This window comes from Caballeronia sp. SBC1, assembly GCF_011493005.1.
GTDB lineage: Bacteria > Pseudomonadota > Gammaproteobacteria > Burkholderiales > Burkholderiaceae > Caballeronia.
Genome location: NZ_CP049160.1, coordinates 48,133 through 67,688 on the forward strand (window position 1 = coordinate 48,133; position 19,556 = coordinate 67,688).

Here is a 19,556-nt window from a genome sequence, read left to right on the forward strand (position 1 = left end):
CCGCCGGCGAATCGGTGGCAGCGCAGCTCCGATGCATGCAGGCGCAAGCTGCCTTACGGGGCGAAAATCCAGAGCTGTATCCGATCGTGGCCGCACGCGCACGGGTCCGCGGCATCACTGTTCTGCAGGCCGCAACGGAGATCCTTGACGAGATTGAGGCAATTTACGAGGAGATCTCAACTGCGGAGACCGCTGCCGAGTTAGCGAAGGCAGGAGAACCCGAATGAGCATCGCACGCATGGCGGGTGCGCAAAGCTATCAGCTGCTGCGCTTTGACGACTTCCTGCCCGAGCAACAGGTCAGGGGGGTGGCCGATGATGCACGTATCTTGCCATGGCAGTTTGGCTGGAAGTCGAACCTTGGCAGAAATGGAAGTCACTGGCATGTGGATCTCGACGGCGGTACGCGGACCGAGAACGATGCCAGCGTCGAGCACGAACTGACGCACGATATCGCCCGCGTTCTTTGGGCCAGAGCTTCGGCCGGCCCAATGCGCGGTCATACGCTGATTCGGGCATACGCAAATGCCCACACCTTCGGTATCGGCGGCAATGCGCACATGGACCGCCGCGATGACGGGTACTGGTCGCTCGTGTATTACGCGGTGCCCGAGTGGCAACCGCAATGGTGCGGTGAAACTGTCTTTCTGGACCATTCCGGTGATATTGCCTGGTCATGTCTGCCGCGGCCGAACCGTGCGATTGTCTTTCCGGCCAACGTGATGCACGCAGCCAGAGCGGTCGATCGGGAATGTCACGAACTACGAGTGTGCATCGTGTTCAAGACGAGAGCTCCGCGATGAGCACGACTGTGGAGATTCTGTCGTCATCCGTGACTTCTATCGCACCAATACTTGCATTTTTGCGCGCCCGCGGCGCCGCCAAGATTGATCATAGCGGCACAAAGCTACTGAACCATCTCCTCGGCACCTATGACATCCTCGACCACGCTGGAGCGCCGGAGCACGTTGCGCTCGCCGGACTCATTCACTCGGTTTTCGGTACGAGCGCTTTCGAGCACACGGTCTGCAGGTGGGATGAGGCCCCGCTCGTGGCTGAGCTGGCTGGTGAACAGGCTGCCCGACTTTCCCTGTTGTTCTGTCGGCTCGATCGGCGTGTTTCGACCATTAACGGCTTGATCTCAGGACGTCGATCCGATCCAATTGACCGGATCACGCGCGACGCCCTACCCCTTTCCCCGGACGAAGTAGTCGCTCTCGCCTGGCTCGAGGCCGCAAACCTGCTCGAGCAGAACGCGCTGGCCAGCGCGCCGGCGCTCGCGCGCGGTGCGCGTGCGTGGGGAATGGTCGGACCTCACGGTTTCCGTGTTTTCGCCATGAGAACCGAAGACGAACTCCTCGCAAGTGACAGGCCCGGTTGACGCACACCGTCACTGGTGACCGACAGGGCTATCCGTCAATATAGTTTTAAATCTCAACACGAATATAATTCTCTTACGGCGATTTCTGATCCCAGAAATCAGACTTCAAGGTCCTCGAGGCCTATCCCGGAGAAACCAATGCGCTCAAGCATCCCCTTCATAGTGGGCACGGTCCTCATGCCCACGGCATATGTCCATGCACAGGCCGACCCCACGGGCGGCCGGCCGCCGGCACTCGTCGAGTCGGTCTATCGCGTACCGTTCGCAGCTCGCACGAGCCACTTATCCGATGACGCGACGATCGTGCTCGACAATGTCCTTCCTCGTGCTCTGGACGCGCGAGCGGTCACGATCGCCGGCTGCGGCGACATTGGAACTGCAAGGAACGCGATCCCGCATCAAAGGGCGGCGCAGATCCGCAGCTGGCTGATAGGCAACGGCACAGACCCCCGCTCAGTTTCGATCGCGACTGACGCTGATTCAAGTGTACTGAGGCGTGGGCGGCTCTACGACTGCGCGGTCATTGTTACGATGTCTCCATCTCTCCAGTCCCTCGCGACACAGTCACAACCGGCGTCACCGACAATGCCGTGGGCGGCGGCGCCAGCTTCCGTCCAGACCGCCGACAAAGACACATCAGGCGATCGCATCAGCGCGGCAACGCAAGCTACTGCGCCCGCGACAAACCGCGGAACCTCCTCCGGGATGGGTGACGTACAAAGGACCGCCCTGATTCGCGACATCATGGATCTCGTTTCGCGCCATCAGCTGCCGCCCGAGGACGCGGCGCGGCTGCTTTCCCTGCTGATGAAGGACGAAGCGGCGCAAGCGACGCCGACGTCGGGATCAGCACCGGACGCGGGTTCGAAGGCGCCCGCTCGCGACGGGGTTGAAGTTGTCGTACCGGCGGCGCCTGCGAAGAATTACATGATGTCTGCCGTCTTCCACCCGGACTCCATCCAGTACACGTCGGCGAAACCGTCGGCGCCCACCCTTACGCCGGCGCCTGTGAGCTCGGCTGCAAAATTAGTGCCGGTCACAACGCCGACGCCGACAGCAGTTCAAACCCCTCCAACGGTGCCGGACGTCTGGACGCTCGAGTCGAACCATACGCTAAAGGAAACAATTGCGGCGTGGGCGCAAACCGCAGGCTGGAAACCGCCTGAGTGGCGGGCGTCAGATCCTTACAAGGTGACCCAGGGCGGGCCCGTGTCCGGCGGGTTCGTCGATGCGCTACGCATGATTTCGAACCTGGTCCCCAAGCTGGACATCAAGATAAATCCACGGACCCGGGAGATCGTTGTATCTGATGCGGCCTGACGCCAAGGGCGCGCAGGTTTTTTTTGGTGTGTCATCTCCTTCCGCAAAGACCCCGGTCAGGCGCACGCAAGTAAGCCTGACTTTCAAGAAATTTCATCCCCGACCGATAACCAATGTGTGTGCGTGGAGCGCAGGTTGCCCCACGTCCTCACATTGCACATCGGGGTACATCCAAGGAATAAAAACCATGAACCGGAATCTCCAGATTAGAAAATGCGCTCTGTACGGTGCGATCGCTAGCACGGCCATCCTCGCAGCTTGCGGAGGTGGTGGCGGCGGTAGTTCGTCGAGCACCGCAGCGGCAACGTCGGCGAGCTCGACGACGGCAACGAGCGGGAACGTGTCTACCCCGCAGTACGCTGCATCCAGCGCCCAGCTCGCTGCCTTCCAGTTGCTAAACCAGGAGCGTCAGCAGTGCGGGTTCGCCCCGCTGACGGAAAATACAACTTTGGACCAGCCAGCTCAGGCGCATGCGACGTATATGGGCGAAAACAGCGGTCTGATTACCGACACCGAGGTTTCGGGCAACCCAGGTTTCACCGGGGTGACCTATACCGACCGTGCCGTGCATTTCGGCTATCCGTCGACTGTGCTGACCAGCGGGGTAAGCGGTGGGTATTACACCAACGCAACGCTCACGCCGACGCAGTATGGCCAGCAACTCGTCTATGGCTGGCTGTCTGGGGTGTATCACATCGCCATCGGCGTGTGGCCGGTTACCGAGGTTGGCGTAGGCTGGAACCAGACGACCTACAACGGTTTTCCGGAAATCCAGGCTTCCCTCGAGATCGGGAACATGCAGACGGGAACGGGTAGCGGTCCGCTCACCTTCCCGTGCCAGGGCACAACGGGTGTTGCATATTCGGCAGGCGGTGAAACGCCGACTCCGCCGAACACGTCGGGTAACTGGGGCACGCCGATTGCACTGGCCGGCTTGAGTCAGAACGACACGCTGCTGCTGCAAAGCGGGACAATGACCGACACGTCGGGAAACGTCATCAACCTGCAATTGCTGTACTCGGCGAATGATCCGAACAAGGAGCTCCCGTCGTTCGAAGCCGTAGCCTATCCGACCACTCCTCTGCAACCAAACGTCACGTACTCCGTGTCGATCACTGGTACCGACAACGGCACCGCGTTTTCCCGCAGCTTTACCTTCACGACTGGTAGCGTCGTGGGATAGTCTGCCAACACCTTGTGAATACCCCGCACTCACTGCGGGGTATTTTTTTGATCCGCAGAACATGCGCACCATCAGGCTTAACCACTACCATCACCCCCAGCTCCTGGATCGCTGTCGGTCGTGAAAAAGAAGCCCATGCCGACAACAGTGTTTGTGCCCTGTTGAACCCCACAAACCAGGTAGTTTGCATCCGTGTACTGGCCGAAATTCCAGTTGTAGTAGAAAGTCACACCTGGGGTGCTAGACGACCAGCTGTTCGCACTTCCCGTTGCGTACGGATAAGGCCCATTAAGTACCCAGGTAACAGAACCGTCGACGGTCGACCATCCAGACGGTGAGAATGGTTGATTCTGGAGGTTCGGATAGGTTGACGCGTACGGCTGCCACGAGTTGATGAACTGCGCGCATGCGGCCTCTTGCGTGGTTTGGGTGACAGGTGGCGTGTTCGCTTCGCATCCGAGGCCGGTCCAGGCCGAGCCGTTCCATGACGGCGCGGCGGTCTGGCTATAGCCGCTCGGACAGCTGGGCGGGGCCACGTAGCTGCATTGCGGAACTGTCCATCCGCTTCCCGTCCACACTGCTGCGGCGACAGTATTCCACCCAGGATCCGTTGAACACGTCGGCGGCGCTTCGTAAGTGCACTGTGGGGCGGACCACGCCGACCCGTTCCAGCTGGCCGGCGTGAGCGTAAACCATCCAGCGGAGGTTGAACATGCCGGCGGCGACTGGTAATTGCACGCCGGCGAGGTGTATCCGGATCCGATCCATTTCGCAGCTGTCACCGTCGTCCAGCCGGCAGCTGTCGAGCAGGTCGGCGGGGAAATCATCGCGTGTGTCACGCGGTGCAGGCACGTGTTGTCCTGATTCCCCGGCGAACAATCCGAGTCCTGCGCGAATGAGGACTGCGTGAAGAAAAGCACACCGATGAACAGCGCGAACCTTAGTATTCCAAAGCTGTTTCTCATATTGTCATCAACATTCTAGTATTTGCAAAGCGTAACGACCTGAGCTGTACCCGCAATCGCCGTTGCCGGAGTATTGCCGTCCGTAATTGAGATTGTCCAAGGACCGCTCCCGGATGCCGGGCCAAAATTCACAGTCGCTGTGGGGTCCACCGTAAAGTTTTGGGCGGCCAACGTAATCTCACCGACGCCGCCAACCGAACAAGTCGGAGCGGCGACAACGCTGCCGTTCGACACGTTGTACAGGCCAAATATTTGATGGCGTCCACCTATAGGTATCCACGCATTGTCATAACACGTCATCGTGAGCCCGGTGCCATCGATAATGCCCGCGATGGTACCGTTCTGGGTACATGACGCTTCCGGAGTGGCGATGTTAGCGAGGTGGATCGTGCCGCCAATTTCCACGCTTGCCTGTCCGCTAGCAGAACTAATGGTTAGCTGGTTGTTAGCACTGTTCTGGATGCGGACATTGAAATCCTGAACACCTTGGCCCGTCTGATGAAAGTCGATATAAGGTTGTCCTGTTCCGGCGACGGAATTGTTTCCGCCGAGCTCGAGGGAGCCGCCCTGGTCACTGTCAAACTGCCCCCCACCGTTCGCCGAAAACGTCTGCGCTGTGGCCGTATTGATACCGGTGATGTTGTGCTTCGTCCCGCCAGCGTCGGTCAGTCCAAGGTCGGTCTGCATGTTGGTGAGCTGGGGCTGACCGGGAACGGCGACCCGGTACAGATACATGTTGTTTGCCTGGTTACTCGCCCCTGAAAACGACAGGAGATCGGCGAGGTGACCACTCCCGGGGTTCGTAAAATTGGTAAGTGCGATGGGCCCCCACGCGCCGAACGCACCGTACGCGTTCGAGGCACTCAGATTGGCATTTCCGCCCTGGTTCGCGTACGGTACGAATCCCGCCTGCGCTTGCGCCGCAATTTGAACAAGCTGCTTGCTGTCGCTGATTGACCGGCCACCCTGACTTGTCACGAGCGCTTGCAAGACTCCCGCGGACGGCTGTAGCACCTGAAGTTCAAGTGTCTGACCGAAAGGGTTGACCCCGGAGTAGCCGACGGGCAAATAGTTGCCAGCCGCATTCATCATCGCGGTCGTCACTGTAACCGGGATCGTCGCCGTCGCCGTCGCCCCAATGGTCGAGGCAAAGTCCTGCACGTACTTCAACGCGCCAGCATCCCATACTCGCATATGGGCTGCAGTCATCGCTGTCTGGACATTCGTCGCCGACATGATCACCCAAACCATAAGCCCCGCTATGTTCAGCATGGAGATCACGGTCGCCGCCATGATCGACAGAATTGCATCCATCCGTTACGCCCTCAAGGATTGAGCAGTTGCGCCTGTATTAGCACCCCAACAGGAACTGTTGTCGGGATCTGCAGGCTCGCACCCGTGAAGAGGCCTGTCGCCTGCCCTTTCGCCGTGGACTGGAACCAGCTGGCGTTACTCTCCGTTGCCGATCCGACTTCGCTAACCTCGCCGCTCACGAGCGGCGTATAACTGAGCACATCGCGCCCACCTTCGGGGTCGGCAACGGTTTTGCAAACGGATCCCTCGGGAACCGGAACGCCCACTGGCATCGTTACTTCCACGCTTGAGGAGATCTCCCCTGGAACAGCAAGTGCTGCGTTAAGACAAGCTGTACCGAAGAGTTCCGCCTGGACCGCCGCGGATGCCGCTGCGTCACCCAGCTGCGACGACTGCGTGGCGCTACCCGGGACAGCCTGCGCGAGCTGGCTGTCTTGTGCCATGAGACCCAGAAAAATCATGGCCATGATGACGGGAAGGATCGCTGCCATAAGCGGTTCTCAGACTTGGGTCGTGGTGAGTTACTGGAACGTTAGGGAGAGCGTCGGCTGGCCAGAGCAAGCGGTACCGGCGGTCGCCGCGTCCGGCATCGTGGTCGGCGAGAAAGTCGTGCCACCAATCTGCAAGGTCGAATAGCCATTCAATTTCGTCGCGACGTCCGTGCACGAGCTCGCTGTTTCGGTACCACCGCCGCCGAACGTCAGCTCGCCTTGCACGCCGTTCGCTGTGCTACCAAGCGTCACTTCATTACCCCAGCGATCGTAAATCGTCCCACTCTTGTTCCACGTGCTCGGGAAGACTCCAGCATTGAGCAATCCTGCTGAATTTCCGTTAGTAAAGTTGGTATATCCGTTGTTGCTTTGGGCTAGCTCCGAGCGAGCTTGCGTCATGATAAAGGTCAGGTCGGACACCATATTTCCGCTGGTCATGATGATGACAGTTGCGGCAATCAGAAGAGCTACGCCCGCGATGGCCGCCAGTTGCATGCCGCGGCCGGCGAAAAATCCAAGGATCGAATCCATGAGTACTCCTTTTTTACGTGTAGTTAACGTATGGTTTAGATGTGCAGACCCGTAGCAACCTGCTGAATCACAGCAGTACTCCCGAGCCCGATTACGCCGCTTAGAGCAAACGTCACGAGCTGAAACAGAATTCCGAACGCGACGGCCTTCCATATAAGCTCTCGTTCAAGACGCTTGACGTAGTCACGCGCGGTCTTGTCGATTACCTCTGGAAAATTCTTATATTGGACGTATGCGCTGATCTCGCTAATCATGTCGATCGACGGAAACTGATGCCCGCTGAGCGTCATCGCTTTGGCGAGATCAACTCCATGGCCGGTGAGGCCTCCGCGGATCGGACGCAGACGCGACCTCAACCAGGGAGAGGCGAATTGAATCTGGCTGGTTAGGGCCTCGCGCTCGCCGATCTTCGCCATCCGCATCGCGGCAAATGCCATCACCCACGCAAGCCCCTCTACCTGCTTGTAAACATTGAATGGGAAGATATGGCGGTCGAAAAATTCACGGTGTGGTCCTGTCCACCTGGGCAACGCACGACCAGCCCAGATCGAAACGCCGATGAGGACAGTTGCAATGATCGGCGCAACGGGGCCGACAGCAAGCTGTCCCATGGCGTATAACAAGTAGGCCCATCCTGTCCATCGGGATGGGGGCACCGATCCTTCGAACGAAGGGGTGACCCAGAAGCCGACGATGAAAAGGGTAAGGTACAGCGCGACAACGTATATCATCGGCGTGAAAACTGCGGCGAACATCTTCAACTGGAGGTTCGAGGTCACCCCACGGACATCAAGAATCAGCCGCATGCATAAGGGAAGCGTGCCAGCTTCTTCGCCGCCGGCGATAAGACCTCGTTCAAAGTGAGAGAGCTTTACACCAGATTTCTCGAAGGCGCTGACCAAAGTGTCGCCGTCCGTGACCATGCGATAGATCTGGCGGATGATCTCTGCTTCCGCCGGTTTCCTCTTTTGTTCGAGCCGATCCTGAAAATCGTACAAACTGGCCTCGATGCCACGCTTGTGCTCCAGATCATTGGCAGCCTGCTCGTAGAACTGCTTTCGCAAAAGCCATGTGAGTTCCGCTGTCATGCCCCGTCCCTCCACTGCTTCAGCCCGACGGCGACGTGCGCGTCGATTGGATCTACTTCTCCTGCCAAAACCCTGTCGATGGCATGCGCCAACATCGACCGATCTGAACCGGGTCGAAGACGATGGTTCGTGCGTGCTACGCCGGTGCCTTTGCGTTTGATATCGTCCATTAGCGCTTCCGACGTCATGATGATTTCGGCCACCGGGAGCCGCCCGACTACTCCCGTGTGGTTACAGGCCGGACACCCTTTGCCCCGCACACACACTTCGCTTAGTTGTCCATTCGAGTGTCCGTTCCAAGATGCGATAGCCTCCCGTATGTACTTCGGCACTTCGTGAAGTGTCCCGTTTCTACTCGCCAAAGGCTGCTTACACTCCGGGCAGAGCCGCTGTACCAGTCGCTGTGCCATGAGTGCCTTAACGATGCTGTCGTTGCAGATCACCTCCTTGTTCAGCCGTTCGTTATCGAGGGTTTCCATCCGTAGAAACGTTTCGTAGGGGTCCTCCACGTGCGCGGTGGTTAGGCAAAATCGACCGGCCAGAGATGCCTGGATCGTCATTAGGCATTCCTCTGCATTTCGCCACTCACCGATAAGAAGAAGATCCGGGTCCATCCGGAGGGACTCTTCCAGCAGGTAGGCGAACTTGTGTCCCTTCGCATCGAGAATCAGGGCCCATGGCTTTGGGTATTCCGGCGGGTTCTCGAACGTTATCTGTCGCTTATGTGGAAACAACTGTGCATGCCGCCACATAAGCCAGTAAAGCAGCGTACTTTTGCCTGTATTGACCGGACCTGTACTGATAAAGATGCCGCCCGGCAAGCGGACAATCTGCTCGAGCATCTCCTTTTGACCTTCGGTGAAACCCTTGAACTCCACCGCGCCTTCTGGCCGCGCTGGAGCACTTAGCTGCAGGCTATGCTCCGGAGCGGCGTCGCCATGTCGCAACACGGAGGATTGCAGCCGGGCGATGAGGAACCCAGCACCGTCATCCACCGGGTATGCCGGTCCGCGGATGATCCGAATGCTCGACAGGCCGGTGCCCGGCAGCCAGTCGCCTTTGATCTGAGCGTCCTGGAACTCGCTGGGGACGAAGCTACCCTCGTTTGTTTTGGCCGCGCCGATATACATTGCGCGAGCGAGCTGCGTTCCCTCCACCTTCGTCATCCGCATCTCTGTGTTGTCAACTCTCCACAGATCGCCGTTGATCCGAACCTGTACCTCCGCATGATTCTCGTGGATCAGCAAATGAAGGTCAGTGGCGTTGGCCTTCGCGCAATTCTCGTAAAGAGTGTGAGCGATCTTGAGGTTCGGCTGATCAGTCGTGTCTCGGCCAACAAACTGGCTGTGCTCCTGCTTCATCTCCTGGAGCTGCTGTGCGGCCACCGAAATCACACTGGCGGACGGGACAAGCGCGCGGACATCCGTCATCCATGTGAGAAACTCCGGCGCGCCGCGGGAGCGAGCGTCCACGAAGATCACTGCTCTCTGCTCACTCAACACCCGGTCGACATCTTCCCTGCGAAGCATGGTCGCCTCGATCGCGAGATCGCCGATGCTCTTGCGCTCCCCCTTCGCTAACTGCTTCCCCTGTACACGAAGCAACTCGTTAACCTGCGTTTGCGTGATTAGGCCCAAGGTAACAGCGATCTCCCCAAACCGACCTCCCACGGTCAACGGATACACGATGTTCTTTGCGACAGCGTCCGGTGGCGGTGGCAGAGCGACTTGATGCCGCGCCACCTCGTTAGCTTCGCTGTCTTCAGCGCGCGGCCCACCCGATAAAAACGGAATGCCGCTACGCACGCGCAGACGAAAGGTTTCAGGGATTCTCATGGCGCACCCGTTTTGTCTGCGATTTCGATCTGTTGACCGTTTGCTGACCCGAAGAGGCATTTCCCTCTGGATGAGGCCTGTTCAGCCCATAAAGTTCGCCGGCAACGAGCCACTGGTCCGCTTCGGAATTCCAGGTTACGGAGCGGATGCGCAAACCGCTCACGCTGTCGAAGGATGCGGCGAGTCCAAGCCAAGGTGCCCACGGGACGTTAATAGTCACGTGGGAAGATGTCCACGGACTTGTGTCCTTTGCCAAGGTGAAAGTGGGTAGCTCGGGTTTGGCCGCAGCCGCACCGATTGTCAGGGTGTATCCATGTACTTGTGCGAAGTCGCGGACCGACGCCTCGGCAACGTCGATACTGTTCGCCAAATCGGGCGATTTCTCGAATCTTGCTAAGGCCTTTTCTGTTTCCGCCGCCGACTGTCCTGTAGGGCTCAGGGTTCCCGGTGCATCGCTCGCGCGACCGTATGTGCGCGACCACGATTTATTGATAGCTATACCGTCGTTATCTAATGCACAGGTCCACGACACCAGGTCCCATCCTTTCAGGTCGAGGTGTTTTCCGCTCCATATGCGATGGCACGCGTCGATGGCTTGCGACGGCATTGGCTCGTCAACCCAAGGTCGAGTTACGACGGGCGGAAGTTTGACTGGCAGAGTGGTCGCTCGAGGTTGCTCTGCGTGACGATGTCTCACTCCGTACCCAAGGACGCGCCCAAGGAGGAATGCAGCGGCCACCACAATCGCGAAGAGTATCGCGATCTTCGGGGCGTACGTTTTAACGAATCGAACCGATGCACGTGCTTGCATATCTTGCAAGCTGGGAGTAACCGGCGCCGCGGACAGCATGTCTGCGATGTCGTCGACGGTGCCTTCTGTCAGCTCGTTCCAGTTTCCGAGCCTGGTGTGATCGTCCCAGGCGCGCTCGATCTCATTTCTGGTTCCAATCTGGTCGCCATCCGGAATAATCGCCTTTCGATCGCGTACAGCGACGTACCAAAACCGACCGCTACCCAGTTCGTAGATGGCCCGCCATGGCGCCACTTGCTGACCGGCCACAGAAGCGGCGAGAGACTTAAGTCTGCCAGGCGAGTCGACGCCGGAAACAGGATCACAAAGACCGACCTGCGTGTGGCCTTCGCTAGTCTTGTACGTTACGCCCCAACGGCCCGACCTGACAGACCATGCGCGAATCGCCTCTGACTTCGGTGGCTGTGCGTGAGTGCGCCAGGCCAGCCCCGCAACGAACTCGCCTCTGACACCCGGAATGATCAGCGTCTGGGCCATCTCAGAATCTCACCACCTTGGTTTGCCCACCTGCGCCAGTTCCTTTCCGAAGCTCGACGCTACGGTCGGTGATGGCGATCACCTTCCAACCGCTTCCGACGACATTGCCAACCTGCACGGATGGGTACGACCGGCCGTCTACGATCATGTCAGCTTCCCAGCGTCCATTGAAGGCGCCCGCGAACTGAATTGCGAACGCTTCTTGAGGCGCGAGAGCGAAGGTAGAAGGTAGAGGCCCGACGGGTTTTGCCGCCGACGTTGCTGGGGTGGCAGGAGACCCTCTTTCGGCAGCCTGACGCGCACGAGCTTCGTCCACAGCAGCTGCGGCTTTGTAGCGTGCGATTTCAGCACGGTCCTTCCAGAGTTTCTTCTGCTTCTCGATCGCAGCGGTCTCGTCAGACTCCGACGATTCAGTTTGACTGTCGATTGCCGCGCCCGGCGCCCCTGGTGCGGCAGTCAGGCCAGAAGGTCCACTTCCGGACTGAAGCCCACCGCCTTCGGGATTTTCAGGGCCCTCCGCTCCCTGGCCTCTCGAAACCGCAGATGGCAGAGCTGCGCTCACGACCGTCGTGTTTTCAGTCAAAGCTTTGCCTGGTGTGCTGGCGAAGACAGCAATCGGGAAAACCGCGAGTGCGATAGACCAAATCTTCATCCGATATTTCATCGTCTTTTACCTCACATCAGGCGCGCGGTGATTACCACTGCAATCATGGTGTCGTTGTCTTGCGCATCGGAACCGCCACCCAGGATGGGCAGCGAAGGCGAACCGACTCCGTTGTCTGTAGACGTCAGCGTGTGCTGTCGAAGTCCTGTCAACACCAATGACTCACCAGGCTTCAGATTGACGTCCTGATGCAAGGTGTCGATGTGCCGGTCGGCAAGTTGAACTGAAGATGTCGTCGTCGACGACGTGGAGCTGCTGGAAGCTGCGAGCGGTGGGAACACCGTAAAAGTAGGTTTGTCCGTCAGTGTCAGTTCGAAGCTGATCACAATCCGCCCGTCGATAATCTTCGGCACAAACGATCCGGTGAAGCCCGAAACCATCGTCGTTACCTGAGTGCTATTCGTAGCACCAACAGATGCGACCAGTGTCGACTGATTCGACGTTACGTGGTCCTGTTGCTCCGCATCCTGCAGGTCGATAGAGCGCCCGTTCTGGGTAACGCCGCCGGTACCGTAGAGTGAGGTTACATTTCCGAGCGTCGACAGAGCCTGTACGGCCCCTTGCGTCCCACTCAGAGTGCCACCGACAATGCTTGCGCCAAAGGTCATCGCCGACGTACTGCTCAACACTGACGGCGCTGGGGCACCAGAGATGCTTGCACCCGTGTGAGCGCCTTTGCTTGTGTAAGCGAGGGCGAGATTCCAGCCGTAGTTGTCCTCGCGCGTTTTCTGGACCTGATACAGGCGCACTTCGATCGCAATGTTCTTGCCGAAGGTGGCGTTGATGTCATTCTTGACCCAGGCCGCGAGGCGATCACACTGTGGCGGCGTTCCCGTGATCGTTAGAAGACTCAGATTCTTGTCCGCATAAACCTGTGCGCCCGGCCCCGCCACAGCCTGCGCCGAAGCCTGGAAGCTAAGCCATGGGTCAATCGATAAAGACTCCGAAGAAGTTTGCCCCCCGCTGCCCGACTGACCACTACTGCCGCTCCCCGTCGCGGCTGTACTTGTTCCCGAACCGCCCATTACATTTGGCGTACCTCCGGAATTGCTCGAATCACCCGTGGTAATGGAACCACTCATAGAGCTGGCTTTGGGCAGACTCGCGATCGTGAACGTGCGGGTTTCCCTGCGAAAGAACGTGAGCGTCGCGTCCGCATATTTCGACCAGACGCCGAAGCGAGTGTCAACGATGTTCAGAAAATCCCCGAACTGACCCGTGAATTTGAACGCGGTCGATGGATCGGCCAAAGGTTGCGCCGCTGCCATCCCCGGCAATGCGGCTGAAAGATCGGGTACCGCCCTGCCCGGTGCTGGTATCGCGCTCAACATCCGGGGTGCGACCACTTGTGCTGGTCCGGAACTAGCAGAGGACGAACCTACGGAATCGTCAATTACTACGCGGATTCCAACTCGTTTCGATATCCAGTTGCCAATGTCTGCAAGTGTGAGACTCCCAGGGGCGTTGTACGAAACGTCCTTGTTGTAAATCGCCGGTTCAGGCTTGCTCGCCGGAATCTGCTGGCCGAGCAACCACGCTCCTTTGTGAATGACTACGACCTGGCGACTGTTTTGCTGCGTATCGAGTTTTGCCTGTGTCGTTGCAGTCATTGCTGCTTGCTGCGTATGGACATCGTGTATGGCGCAGCCACTCAGCTGGAGGGTCGCCATAGCGATTACGCTCAGCGACATGGCTCTTGATGACATGCTCCTCATTGCTCCGCTCCCTGCGCCCCAGTCGGCGTGACGATAATCGTGTGATTTCCTTCCCACACATCCACCCAAATGTCGGCTCCGTTTTCCGCCATCTGGTCGAAGAACTGGATCGCAGCGTGCTCGAAGTCGCCGCTAAAAGACGCGTCGTTCGGGGCTGTCCAGTTGCCGGGAATGTTCCAAAGCACAGTCCAGCCTGCCTTCGCTCCGTCGGCGACAATCTGGTCCTCAAGCGGGAGGCCACTCTTAAGTGCGAACCGTTGGAGCTTGTCCGGGACAATGACCGGAGCTACTACCGGGTCCGATTCGGATGACGACGATCTGGCTTCGTCCAGTTGAGCGAGAGGCGCGATGTTTGTCGATTGAGTACTCACAGCAACTGGCTTCGAGGTCGAGCGCGGCGGCGCCAATGCTTGTGCCTGCTGGGTAAGTGCGATCGCCGGAACGGCCGTTCGCACAAAATGCGTTGCTGGTGCGGAGGAAGGTTCAATCGTCAGGTCGAGAGCCTCCTTTGCCGCGATCTGGATGCCGGCTGTATCTCCCGTAACGGGAGAGTTCGGCTGCGCTCGCAGGTCGATAAATCCCGCATCAGTGGAGGGAGCTGCTTTCGTCGGCGTACTGGCCCGGACAATGGCCCGAAGTTCTACCCTGCGATCGGGCCCATGACATTCGATGGCCCCAGCGTTTTGCAGCCGCGGGCAATTCTTCGTTACCGGATTGGTATCGCCTACCCCGCTCGCGTCTATCGAAGCCGCTGGGACGCCCTGTTCAATGAAGAACGCCTTCACTGAATTTGCGCGTTGGTCTGATAGGCGTTCGTTGTACTTCGCGCCCCCGATCGGGTCGCTGTGGCCGACAACGCTAAGGCGGCTGATTTGATTGGTGCCGCCGAGGGAGTCAAACAGATTGGCGAGGCTTTCGCGGCCGGCCGGTGATAGCTTCGATGACCCGAAGGCGAACATGGCATCCGCAGAGAGTGTCGCCGTTACCGCGTGTGTAGCACTGGCTGTAATCTGTGGGGACGTGGACGGTGCCTGACTAGGCTGAATGATAGGCGTGTTTGCGGCTGCGCGACTGAGGCTCGGGCTAAGGACGATCGCGACGCAGGCCAGCGCAGCGAGCGAGCGCGTCCAGGACGGGTTGTTGCCCAAGGATTCCATCAAGTGCTCCAGGAACGGGAAAGGATGCGCCAGAGCTGGTCTTAGTTGATGCAGCTAACTCAGCGGTATCAGGCGTTCCTGCCGATCATAGTGGAATCGCCTAAAGGTAAATTATTGCGTTTTCAGGTTTTATTCGGGGAGTTTTGGTTCTGCAACTGTCTTCGAGCTGAAAGTGCAGACGCTAATGAATGACAAGAGCATCGCCCGGCGGTGGCCTACCCTCACTCAGAAATTCTCGGACGTCCATTGGCGTGCGAGCTTCCGTGTGCTGGGAAAAGGCGACCGAGTAATCGGGTTGGGGCGTTCCGCGGCCTGCATTGCTTCGGAGAGGATATCGACCCGGTGGGACGCGGTAACAGTGAGATGGGTGCGCCACGGTGCTATCGGACAAGTGCTGTACGGCCGATCGTGGTGCGCATGTAGTTTTTTGCTTGCCCTATTTCGATGTTCATACAGCTTTTCGGTATCAGCTACGCGAGCGGTATCGATTTTGTGCTAACGCTTTGCGAGTTCTGCTCCGATTTGCTGATCGCGACTTGGAACCCCCAACACGACTTAGCGGCATTGATCGCCAGATTCTTCCGATAGCGATGTCTGGCTACCGAGAGCCCCGGACGCCTCTACATCTCCATATGCCGGCATCGTGCCGCGCGGCGGGAGGTTCATGGATTCGACGTGTCTGATGTCTTGTTCGGCCATCATGCGGTTGCACCGTCAGCGATGTCAGTGCGGCCAAACGGGCGGCCTGTCCCTGCGTGGCGCAGCAGCTGCTTGAGCTGAGCCAGGCGCGTATCAATCTCAGGGGTCAGCACGCGGGAAGCAATGACGGTCGGTTCAGAACGTCTGGATCCTGCGTTTTGCGTCAGACGTTCGCGTCGGCGGGAGGCAAAAGCCTCCTGGTCCTCAGCGGTAGCGACGCGGATTCTGCCGGCATTCAGGGCTGCGACAAAGGCCGGTTTCCAGGTTCCTGCTGCACGGCGTGGTGCGCACTCGGATGAGCTGTGGACGGTCATGGAATCGCCGCCCTGCCCGATCACGATCTGACGTTCACCGGCGAGATCGATGAAGGTTTGATCGGCGCACCGGGCGAGCATCTGTTCAAGCTCGATCGCGTCGAGCTGCTCACGATGGGCACGCTCGACGCTCGCCTGCTTGACCCGCATCTGGTGTCCAAAATCCACTGGCGAGCGCAGCAGGGTCCGAAGGTAGTTGATGGGCCGCTCGGCTTTTCGCAAATGCTCCCAGGTAGCCTCCACCACGTCGGAGAGCATCTTCGAATGCAGCTTGGCCTCGCGCATGAGCTTGAAAATGAGAAATTCATGAAAACCCAGGTTCAGCAAGCGCGTGAGGTCGCGAGGGACGGTGCCTGATTGTCTCTTTTGAATCTTAGGGTCAAGATCCTTATATATACCTCCGTCTGCCACCGTGGCAGACGGAGGTACAAACGAAGTCATGAGAGTGGTACTGGCCTGGTCAGAATTCGCGGATAAGGCAGGCGGAAGTGGAGTTGGTGCAGGATCAACGGAAGAGGGCGGGAGTTCATTAGCGAGGCCCAGGAGGGCTGCAGCACGCTCCGTGAGGTGGATGTATGCGCGGCCGAACAAGCCAGCTTCAACGTAACGGGACTGAGCACGACGATCGATGAATCCGGCTCTCTCCAGATCGTCCAGGCTTCGATAGAACGTGCGCATGGATTGCATGGCACGGCCAGTGAGTAGCTCGCGTCTTGCAAAGACAGCAGCGTATGGTTGAGCGGCGTCGACAGTCCGGGCAAGTGCAGCTAGAACTGCCCGCGCACGTTGTGGAAGTTGCTCAGTGTGATTTGCTCGGAACGCAGCGCGAAAAATGACCCAGGGAAGGTTCACCGAATCGCAATGAAAAGCGGCGAGGGCAGCCGAATCGGAGCCATCGGTTTGAGTCTGAGGTGCTGAAGGGTACAGATCACCCTCGCCAGCAACGAAGCGTTGCGCGATAGACATGTCGAGCGGTCCATTTACAAATAAACGGATTTCAATGCTTGACTGTCGATCTCGTTGCGCTACACTCCGGGTTGAGAGCAGTCCCTTTCCAGTTTCCAGCTGGGGAGTCTAGTGAGTGACGAGAATCGTTAGTCAAGTCCACTTACGCAAAAGCCCGCGGTTTCCAGCCGGGGGCTTTTGTCTTTTATGGGGCCTTACTGCATGAGTCCTCCGCGTATGTTAAGACTCTTAATGCATTGATTTTAAACAACATTATTTCTTAAATGCTTTCGGATGGGTTCTTAGACTCGTTTTCAAGGAGTGCCCGGATGCCTGCATGCAAACGCTCCGCTTCAGCTTCCGACTTGAACTCCAGGCGTACGACATTCTTGGCTCGCCGCATTTCGCAGTACGTCGTCTTGCCCTGCTTAATTTTGTCCGACGCTGGGCTGGCCGCTTCCTTCTTCGGCTTTGTCGCATCCTGGCCGGCCAGCTTTACTGCCTGACTCTGATCGATCTCGCCAGCTGCCAGTCTCCTAACGGCGTCCGTAACTTGTGTAGTTTTCCCCTGCTTCGCAATTCCGGCTAGTGCGGCCACTGCAGTCGAGCCAATGATGTCCGGCTGTCCTTCGATCACCGAAAGGGCGTCAAGCGGCAACTGGTCAAACGCGAAGATGTAGGAGACCATAGCGGGCGTCACGCCGAACTGGTCCGCAATCGCCGCTTGGGTCAATCCCGGAGTGCGTTCAATGCGAATCTTGAAGCCAAGATACTTCTCGTAGTCCGTCAGTCCTGACTGCATCAGGTTGGCATTGAAGGCGCCGTCGGTGACCTCGTCGTCACTCCCTTCAATGACCACGCACCTGATCACCTCGCGCCCGATCTCTCGGAACGCATCAACACGATGGTGACCGGACACGATCTCGAAACGCCCGTCTGCAGTCTTGCGAACCACCACGGGGTGGATTAGCTTGTTATGCCGCAAGTTTTCACGCAGCTCAGCATACTTTTCCGCCGTCATCTTTCGACGACGACCGGGGATTTCGACCAGTGCATCAAGACCTAACTCCGCGCCTGCATCAGACGCCACCTGAAGTTCCTGGCGCAGCTTGCCGATCTGGAGTTCCAGATCGGCAACCAGTTTGTCTTTAGCTGCCAGCATCGGCATGGCTTCGAGCAGCCGCCCGGGCGCCGTCTTAGGGCCGCCGTCGGTCGGTCGTGTACTTGCTCGGTTCTCATCGGAAGCCGCCGCGATGGCAGCGTTCTTCGCTGCTAGCTTGTCCCGCAAGTTCATGCCGGCACCTCCAGCGATTGCGCCTCCAGCGTCCACAGTGCGGTGAGCTGTTGGTCTATCATCTCGGCGAATCGGTCGTAGGCCTCCCGCGCACGCTGATACGTTTTGTTGCTGCCTTCGTACTTGGAGATGTCGTAAACCGTCCCGAACTCCATCGATGCTGTCGTCGTCACGGTCGTCGCCGGGATCTCGATCGGGAGCACCAAGCTGTCGTACGAGCGCGTGATCCACTCGCGTACCTTGTTAGTCGCGATCTGATTTGAGTCCACTTTCGTCAACAAAACGTGCAGGAAGTCAAAACGCTTGTCGAGCTCAGGCACGACGTTCTTCATGCTCTTGCCAAGATCAGTAAAGAGGGACCAGAACTGGGTCGAGGATGCATAGTCGAGCGCATTGGGCGGAATAGGCACAATCAAGCCATTCGCCGCCATAAAGGCGTTAATGGTCACGTAGGACAGGGCTGGGGGCGTGTCGATAATGATGGCGTCGTACCGGTCGAGCAGTGGTTCCAGGCCGGCATTAAGCACGTCCCAAAACCTAAACGTCGAGTCTTGCGATTGTTTGAACGGTAGATAAAACTCAGCCGAGAATAGGGCAGCACTCGCTGGGATCAAGTCGATGCCATCCCAATATGTCGCCTGAACGGCATATTCCAGGTCGGGCTGTTCACCGTAAATTAACGGGAGAATGGTCTGGTCTTCGGTGACCTCACTATCGGCGATCACACCGTTCAAGGCACTCAGCGACGCTTGCGGATCCAGGTCCACTAAAAGCACGCGGCGGCCGAAGAGGGAAAGGCCTTGCGCCAGCGTCATTGCAGTCGTTGTCTTAGTAACGCCGCCCTTGAAGTTACCGATGGCTATTTTCTTGCCCTTGACGCCTTCCGGGCGGGGCGTGAACGGCCCTACCTTTTTGATCCACTCGCGAGCCTGTACTAAAGTAAACTCACGCGATCGCGGCATACTGGTGCCCTGAGGCAAGCCCAGTTCGGCGCGCTCCCAGTAATAGTTCACTTTCTTCCGATCAATCCGACAGAGCGCTGCGAGCTGTGGTGTCGTGAACACCGGCGGATGTTTTTTCGGATGTGGCAGCAGCATTTGCTCCCGGACAGTCAACAAGGTTTCGTTGGCGTGATCCGAGATAATTTCAATGTCGTCGAGCGCGAATGACGTGGGGGTGTTGTTCACGGTGGTCGCGATCGAGACGATGGGCTTACCATTGGCTCCCATGGGATCCGTCCTGTATCGGGTGATCTAACGGATTCGCCGCTGGTCGAACTATTGAGCGCTGATCGGCGAATTTGCTCGAAATGTACCCGGTAAACATGGGAACTGCAAGTAAACTTTCAACGTCTTCGCAAGGCGCATCGCTTG

Annotated in this window: 18 protein-coding genes; 5 read left to right on the forward strand and 13 right to left on the reverse strand. The window is 58.2% G+C overall.

Annotated elements, in window-relative coordinates; all coding sequences use genetic code 11:
* Positions 1–35 precede the first annotated feature (35 nt).
* The 5 genes from SBC1_RS38515 (at position 36) to SBC1_RS38535 (ending at position 3,883) form a co-directional block, all read left to right on the forward strand.
* Positions 36–227, forward strand: coding sequence for a hypothetical protein (locus tag SBC1_RS38515; RefSeq protein WP_165989339.1), 192 nt, complete (start codon positions 36–38; stop codon positions 225–227).
* Positions 224–802 (forward strand): 2OG-Fe(II) oxygenase, encoded by a 579-nt coding sequence (locus SBC1_RS38520; protein WP_165989341.1) that lies wholly within the window; start codon positions 224–226, stop codon positions 800–802. The genes SBC1_RS38515 and SBC1_RS38520 overlap by 4 nt, the downstream gene beginning before the upstream one ends.
* Complete coding sequence (locus SBC1_RS38525) at positions 799–1,380, forward strand: DUF6817 domain-containing protein (protein ID WP_165989343.1); 582 nt, start codon at positions 799–801, stop codon at positions 1,378–1,380. Before SBC1_RS38520 ends, SBC1_RS38525 begins: the two co-directional genes overlap by 4 nt.
* Positions 1,381–1,518: 138 nt before the next feature.
* Entirely contained in the window at positions 1,519–2,700 is a 1,182-nt protein-coding gene (locus tag SBC1_RS38530; protein ID WP_165989344.1) for a TcpQ domain-containing protein, read from the forward strand.
* 187 nt (positions 2,701–2,887) lie between these two features.
* A complete protein-coding gene (locus tag SBC1_RS38535) occupies positions 2,888–3,883 on the forward strand; it encodes a CAP domain-containing protein (RefSeq protein ID WP_165989346.1) in 996 nt (331 codons plus the stop codon).
* 504 nt (positions 3,884–4,387) lie between these two features.
* Here SBC1_RS38535 and SBC1_RS38540 read toward each other — a convergent pair.
* The 13 genes from SBC1_RS38540 to SBC1_RS38600 all read right to left on the reverse strand — a co-directional run bounded on the left by SBC1_RS38540 (position 4,388) and on the right by SBC1_RS38600 (position 19,412).
* The gene (locus SBC1_RS38540; protein WP_165989348.1) at positions 4,388–4,735 is read right to left on the reverse strand and encodes a hypothetical protein; all 348 of its coding nucleotides are present in this window, start codon (positions 4,733–4,735) and stop codon (positions 4,388–4,390) included.
* A 128-nt stretch (positions 4,736–4,863) separates the two neighbouring features.
* Entirely contained in the window at positions 4,864–6,162 is a 1,299-nt protein-coding gene (gene pilV / locus SBC1_RS38545) for a shufflon system plasmid conjugative transfer pilus tip adhesin PilV (protein WP_165989349.1), read from the reverse strand.
* A gap of 11 nt (positions 6,163–6,173) precedes the next feature.
* Positions 6,174–6,653, reverse strand: a complete 480-nt coding sequence (locus SBC1_RS38550; RefSeq protein WP_165989351.1) for a hypothetical protein — start codon at positions 6,651–6,653, stop codon at positions 6,174–6,176.
* A 30-nt stretch (positions 6,654–6,683) separates the two neighbouring features.
* Positions 6,684–7,184, reverse strand: a complete 501-nt coding sequence (locus SBC1_RS38555; protein ID WP_165989353.1) for a type 4 pilus major pilin — start codon at positions 7,182–7,184, stop codon at positions 6,684–6,686.
* Between the two features lie 35 nt (positions 7,185–7,219).
* Complete coding sequence (locus SBC1_RS38560) at positions 7,220–8,272, reverse strand: type II secretion system F family protein (RefSeq protein WP_165989354.1); 1,053 nt, start codon at positions 8,270–8,272, stop codon at positions 7,220–7,222.
* Positions 8,269–10,107 carry an ATPase, T2SS/T4P/T4SS family gene (locus tag SBC1_RS38565; protein WP_165989356.1) on the reverse strand — a complete coding sequence of 613 codons (1,839 nt, stop codon included), beginning with the start codon at positions 10,105–10,107 and terminating at the stop codon, positions 8,269–8,271. Before SBC1_RS38565 ends, SBC1_RS38560 begins: the two co-directional genes overlap by 4 nt.
* A complete protein-coding gene (gene pilO2, locus SBC1_RS38570) occupies positions 10,094–11,395 on the reverse strand; it encodes a type 4b pilus protein PilO2 (RefSeq protein WP_165989358.1) in 1,302 nt (433 codons plus the stop codon). Before pilO2 ends, SBC1_RS38565 begins: the two co-directional genes overlap by 14 nt.
* A gap of 1 nt (position 11,396) precedes the next feature.
* On the reverse strand, positions 11,397–12,059 hold the full coding sequence (locus tag SBC1_RS38575) for a hypothetical protein (protein WP_165989359.1): 663 nt from the start codon (positions 12,057–12,059) through the stop codon (positions 11,397–11,399).
* 11 nt (positions 12,060–12,070) lie between these two features.
* Positions 12,071–13,669, reverse strand: coding sequence for a pilus assembly protein PilN (locus SBC1_RS38580; protein WP_165989361.1), 1,599 nt, complete (start codon positions 13,667–13,669; stop codon positions 12,071–12,073).
* 101 nt (positions 13,670–13,770) lie between these two features.
* On the reverse strand, positions 13,771–14,931 hold the full coding sequence (locus tag SBC1_RS38585) for an OmpA family protein (RefSeq protein ID WP_165989363.1): 1,161 nt from the start codon (positions 14,929–14,931) through the stop codon (positions 13,771–13,773).
* A gap of 698 nt (positions 14,932–15,629) precedes the next feature.
* On the reverse strand, positions 15,630–16,910 hold the full coding sequence (locus SBC1_RS39705; protein WP_207958452.1) for a Replication protein O: 1,281 nt from the start codon (positions 16,908–16,910) through the stop codon (positions 15,630–15,632).
* A 259-nt stretch (positions 16,911–17,169) separates the two neighbouring features.
* Positions 17,170–18,183, reverse strand: coding sequence for a ParB N-terminal domain-containing protein (locus tag SBC1_RS38595; RefSeq protein WP_165989364.1), 1,014 nt, complete (start codon positions 18,181–18,183; stop codon positions 17,170–17,172).
* Entirely contained in the window at positions 18,180–19,412 is a 1,233-nt protein-coding gene (locus SBC1_RS38600; RefSeq protein ID WP_165989366.1) for a ParA family protein, read from the reverse strand. Before SBC1_RS38600 ends, SBC1_RS38595 begins: the two co-directional genes overlap by 4 nt.
* Positions 19,413–19,556: the final 144 nt, after the last annotated feature.

Excerpts from the sequence above, each read along its gene's own strand:
- SBC1_RS38585 (WP_165989363.1), bottom strand. The coding sequence starts at position 14,931 with ATGGAATCCTTGGGCAACAACCCGTCCTGGACGCGCTCGCTCGCTGCG.
- SBC1_RS38525 (WP_165989343.1), top strand. The coding sequence starts at position 799 with ATGAGCACGACTGTGGAGATTCTGTCGTCATCCGTGACTTCTATCGCA.
- SBC1_RS38575 (WP_165989359.1), bottom strand. The coding sequence starts at position 12,059 with ATGAAATATCGGATGAAGATTTGGTCTATCGCACTCGCGGTTTTCCCG.
- SBC1_RS38555 (WP_165989353.1), bottom strand. The coding sequence starts at position 7,184 with ATGGATTCGATCCTTGGATTTTTCGCCGGCCGCGGCATGCAACTGGCG.
- SBC1_RS38515 (WP_165989339.1), top strand. The coding sequence starts at position 36 with ATGCAGGCGCAAGCTGCCTTACGGGGCGAAAATCCAGAGCTGTATCCG.
- SBC1_RS38520 (WP_165989341.1), top strand. The coding sequence starts at position 224 with ATGAGCATCGCACGCATGGCGGGTGCGCAAAGCTATCAGCTGCTGCGC.
- SBC1_RS38550 (WP_165989351.1), bottom strand. The coding sequence starts at position 6,653 with ATGGCAGCGATCCTTCCCGTCATCATGGCCATGATTTTTCTGGGTCTC.
- SBC1_RS39705 (WP_207958452.1), bottom strand. The coding sequence starts at position 16,910 with ATGTCTATCGCGCAACGCTTCGTTGCTGGCGAGGGTGATCTGTACCCT.
- SBC1_RS38595 (WP_165989364.1), bottom strand. The coding sequence starts at position 18,183 with ATGAACTTGCGGGACAAGCTAGCAGCGAAGAACGCTGCCATCGCGGCG.
- SBC1_RS38565 (WP_165989356.1), bottom strand. The coding sequence starts at position 10,107 with ATGAGAATCCCTGAAACCTTTCGTCTGCGCGTGCGTAGCGGCATTCCG.
- pilO2 (WP_165989358.1), bottom strand. The coding sequence starts at position 11,395 with ATGGCCCAGACGCTGATCATTCCGGGTGTCAGAGGCGAGTTCGTTGCG.
- SBC1_RS38560 (WP_165989354.1), bottom strand. The coding sequence starts at position 8,272 with ATGACAGCGGAACTCACATGGCTTTTGCGAAAGCAGTTCTACGAGCAG.
- SBC1_RS38580 (WP_165989361.1), bottom strand. The coding sequence starts at position 13,669 with ATGACTGCAACGACACAGGCAAAACTCGATACGCAGCAAAACAGTCGC.
- SBC1_RS38530 (WP_165989344.1), top strand. The coding sequence starts at position 1,519 with ATGCGCTCAAGCATCCCCTTCATAGTGGGCACGGTCCTCATGCCCACG.
- SBC1_RS38600 (WP_165989366.1), bottom strand. The coding sequence starts at position 19,412 with ATGGGAGCCAATGGTAAGCCCATCGTCTCGATCGCGACCACCGTGAAC.
- pilV (WP_165989349.1), bottom strand. The coding sequence starts at position 6,162 with ATGGATGCAATTCTGTCGATCATGGCGGCGACCGTGATCTCCATGCTG.
- SBC1_RS38535 (WP_165989346.1), top strand. The coding sequence starts at position 2,888 with ATGAACCGGAATCTCCAGATTAGAAAATGCGCTCTGTACGGTGCGATC.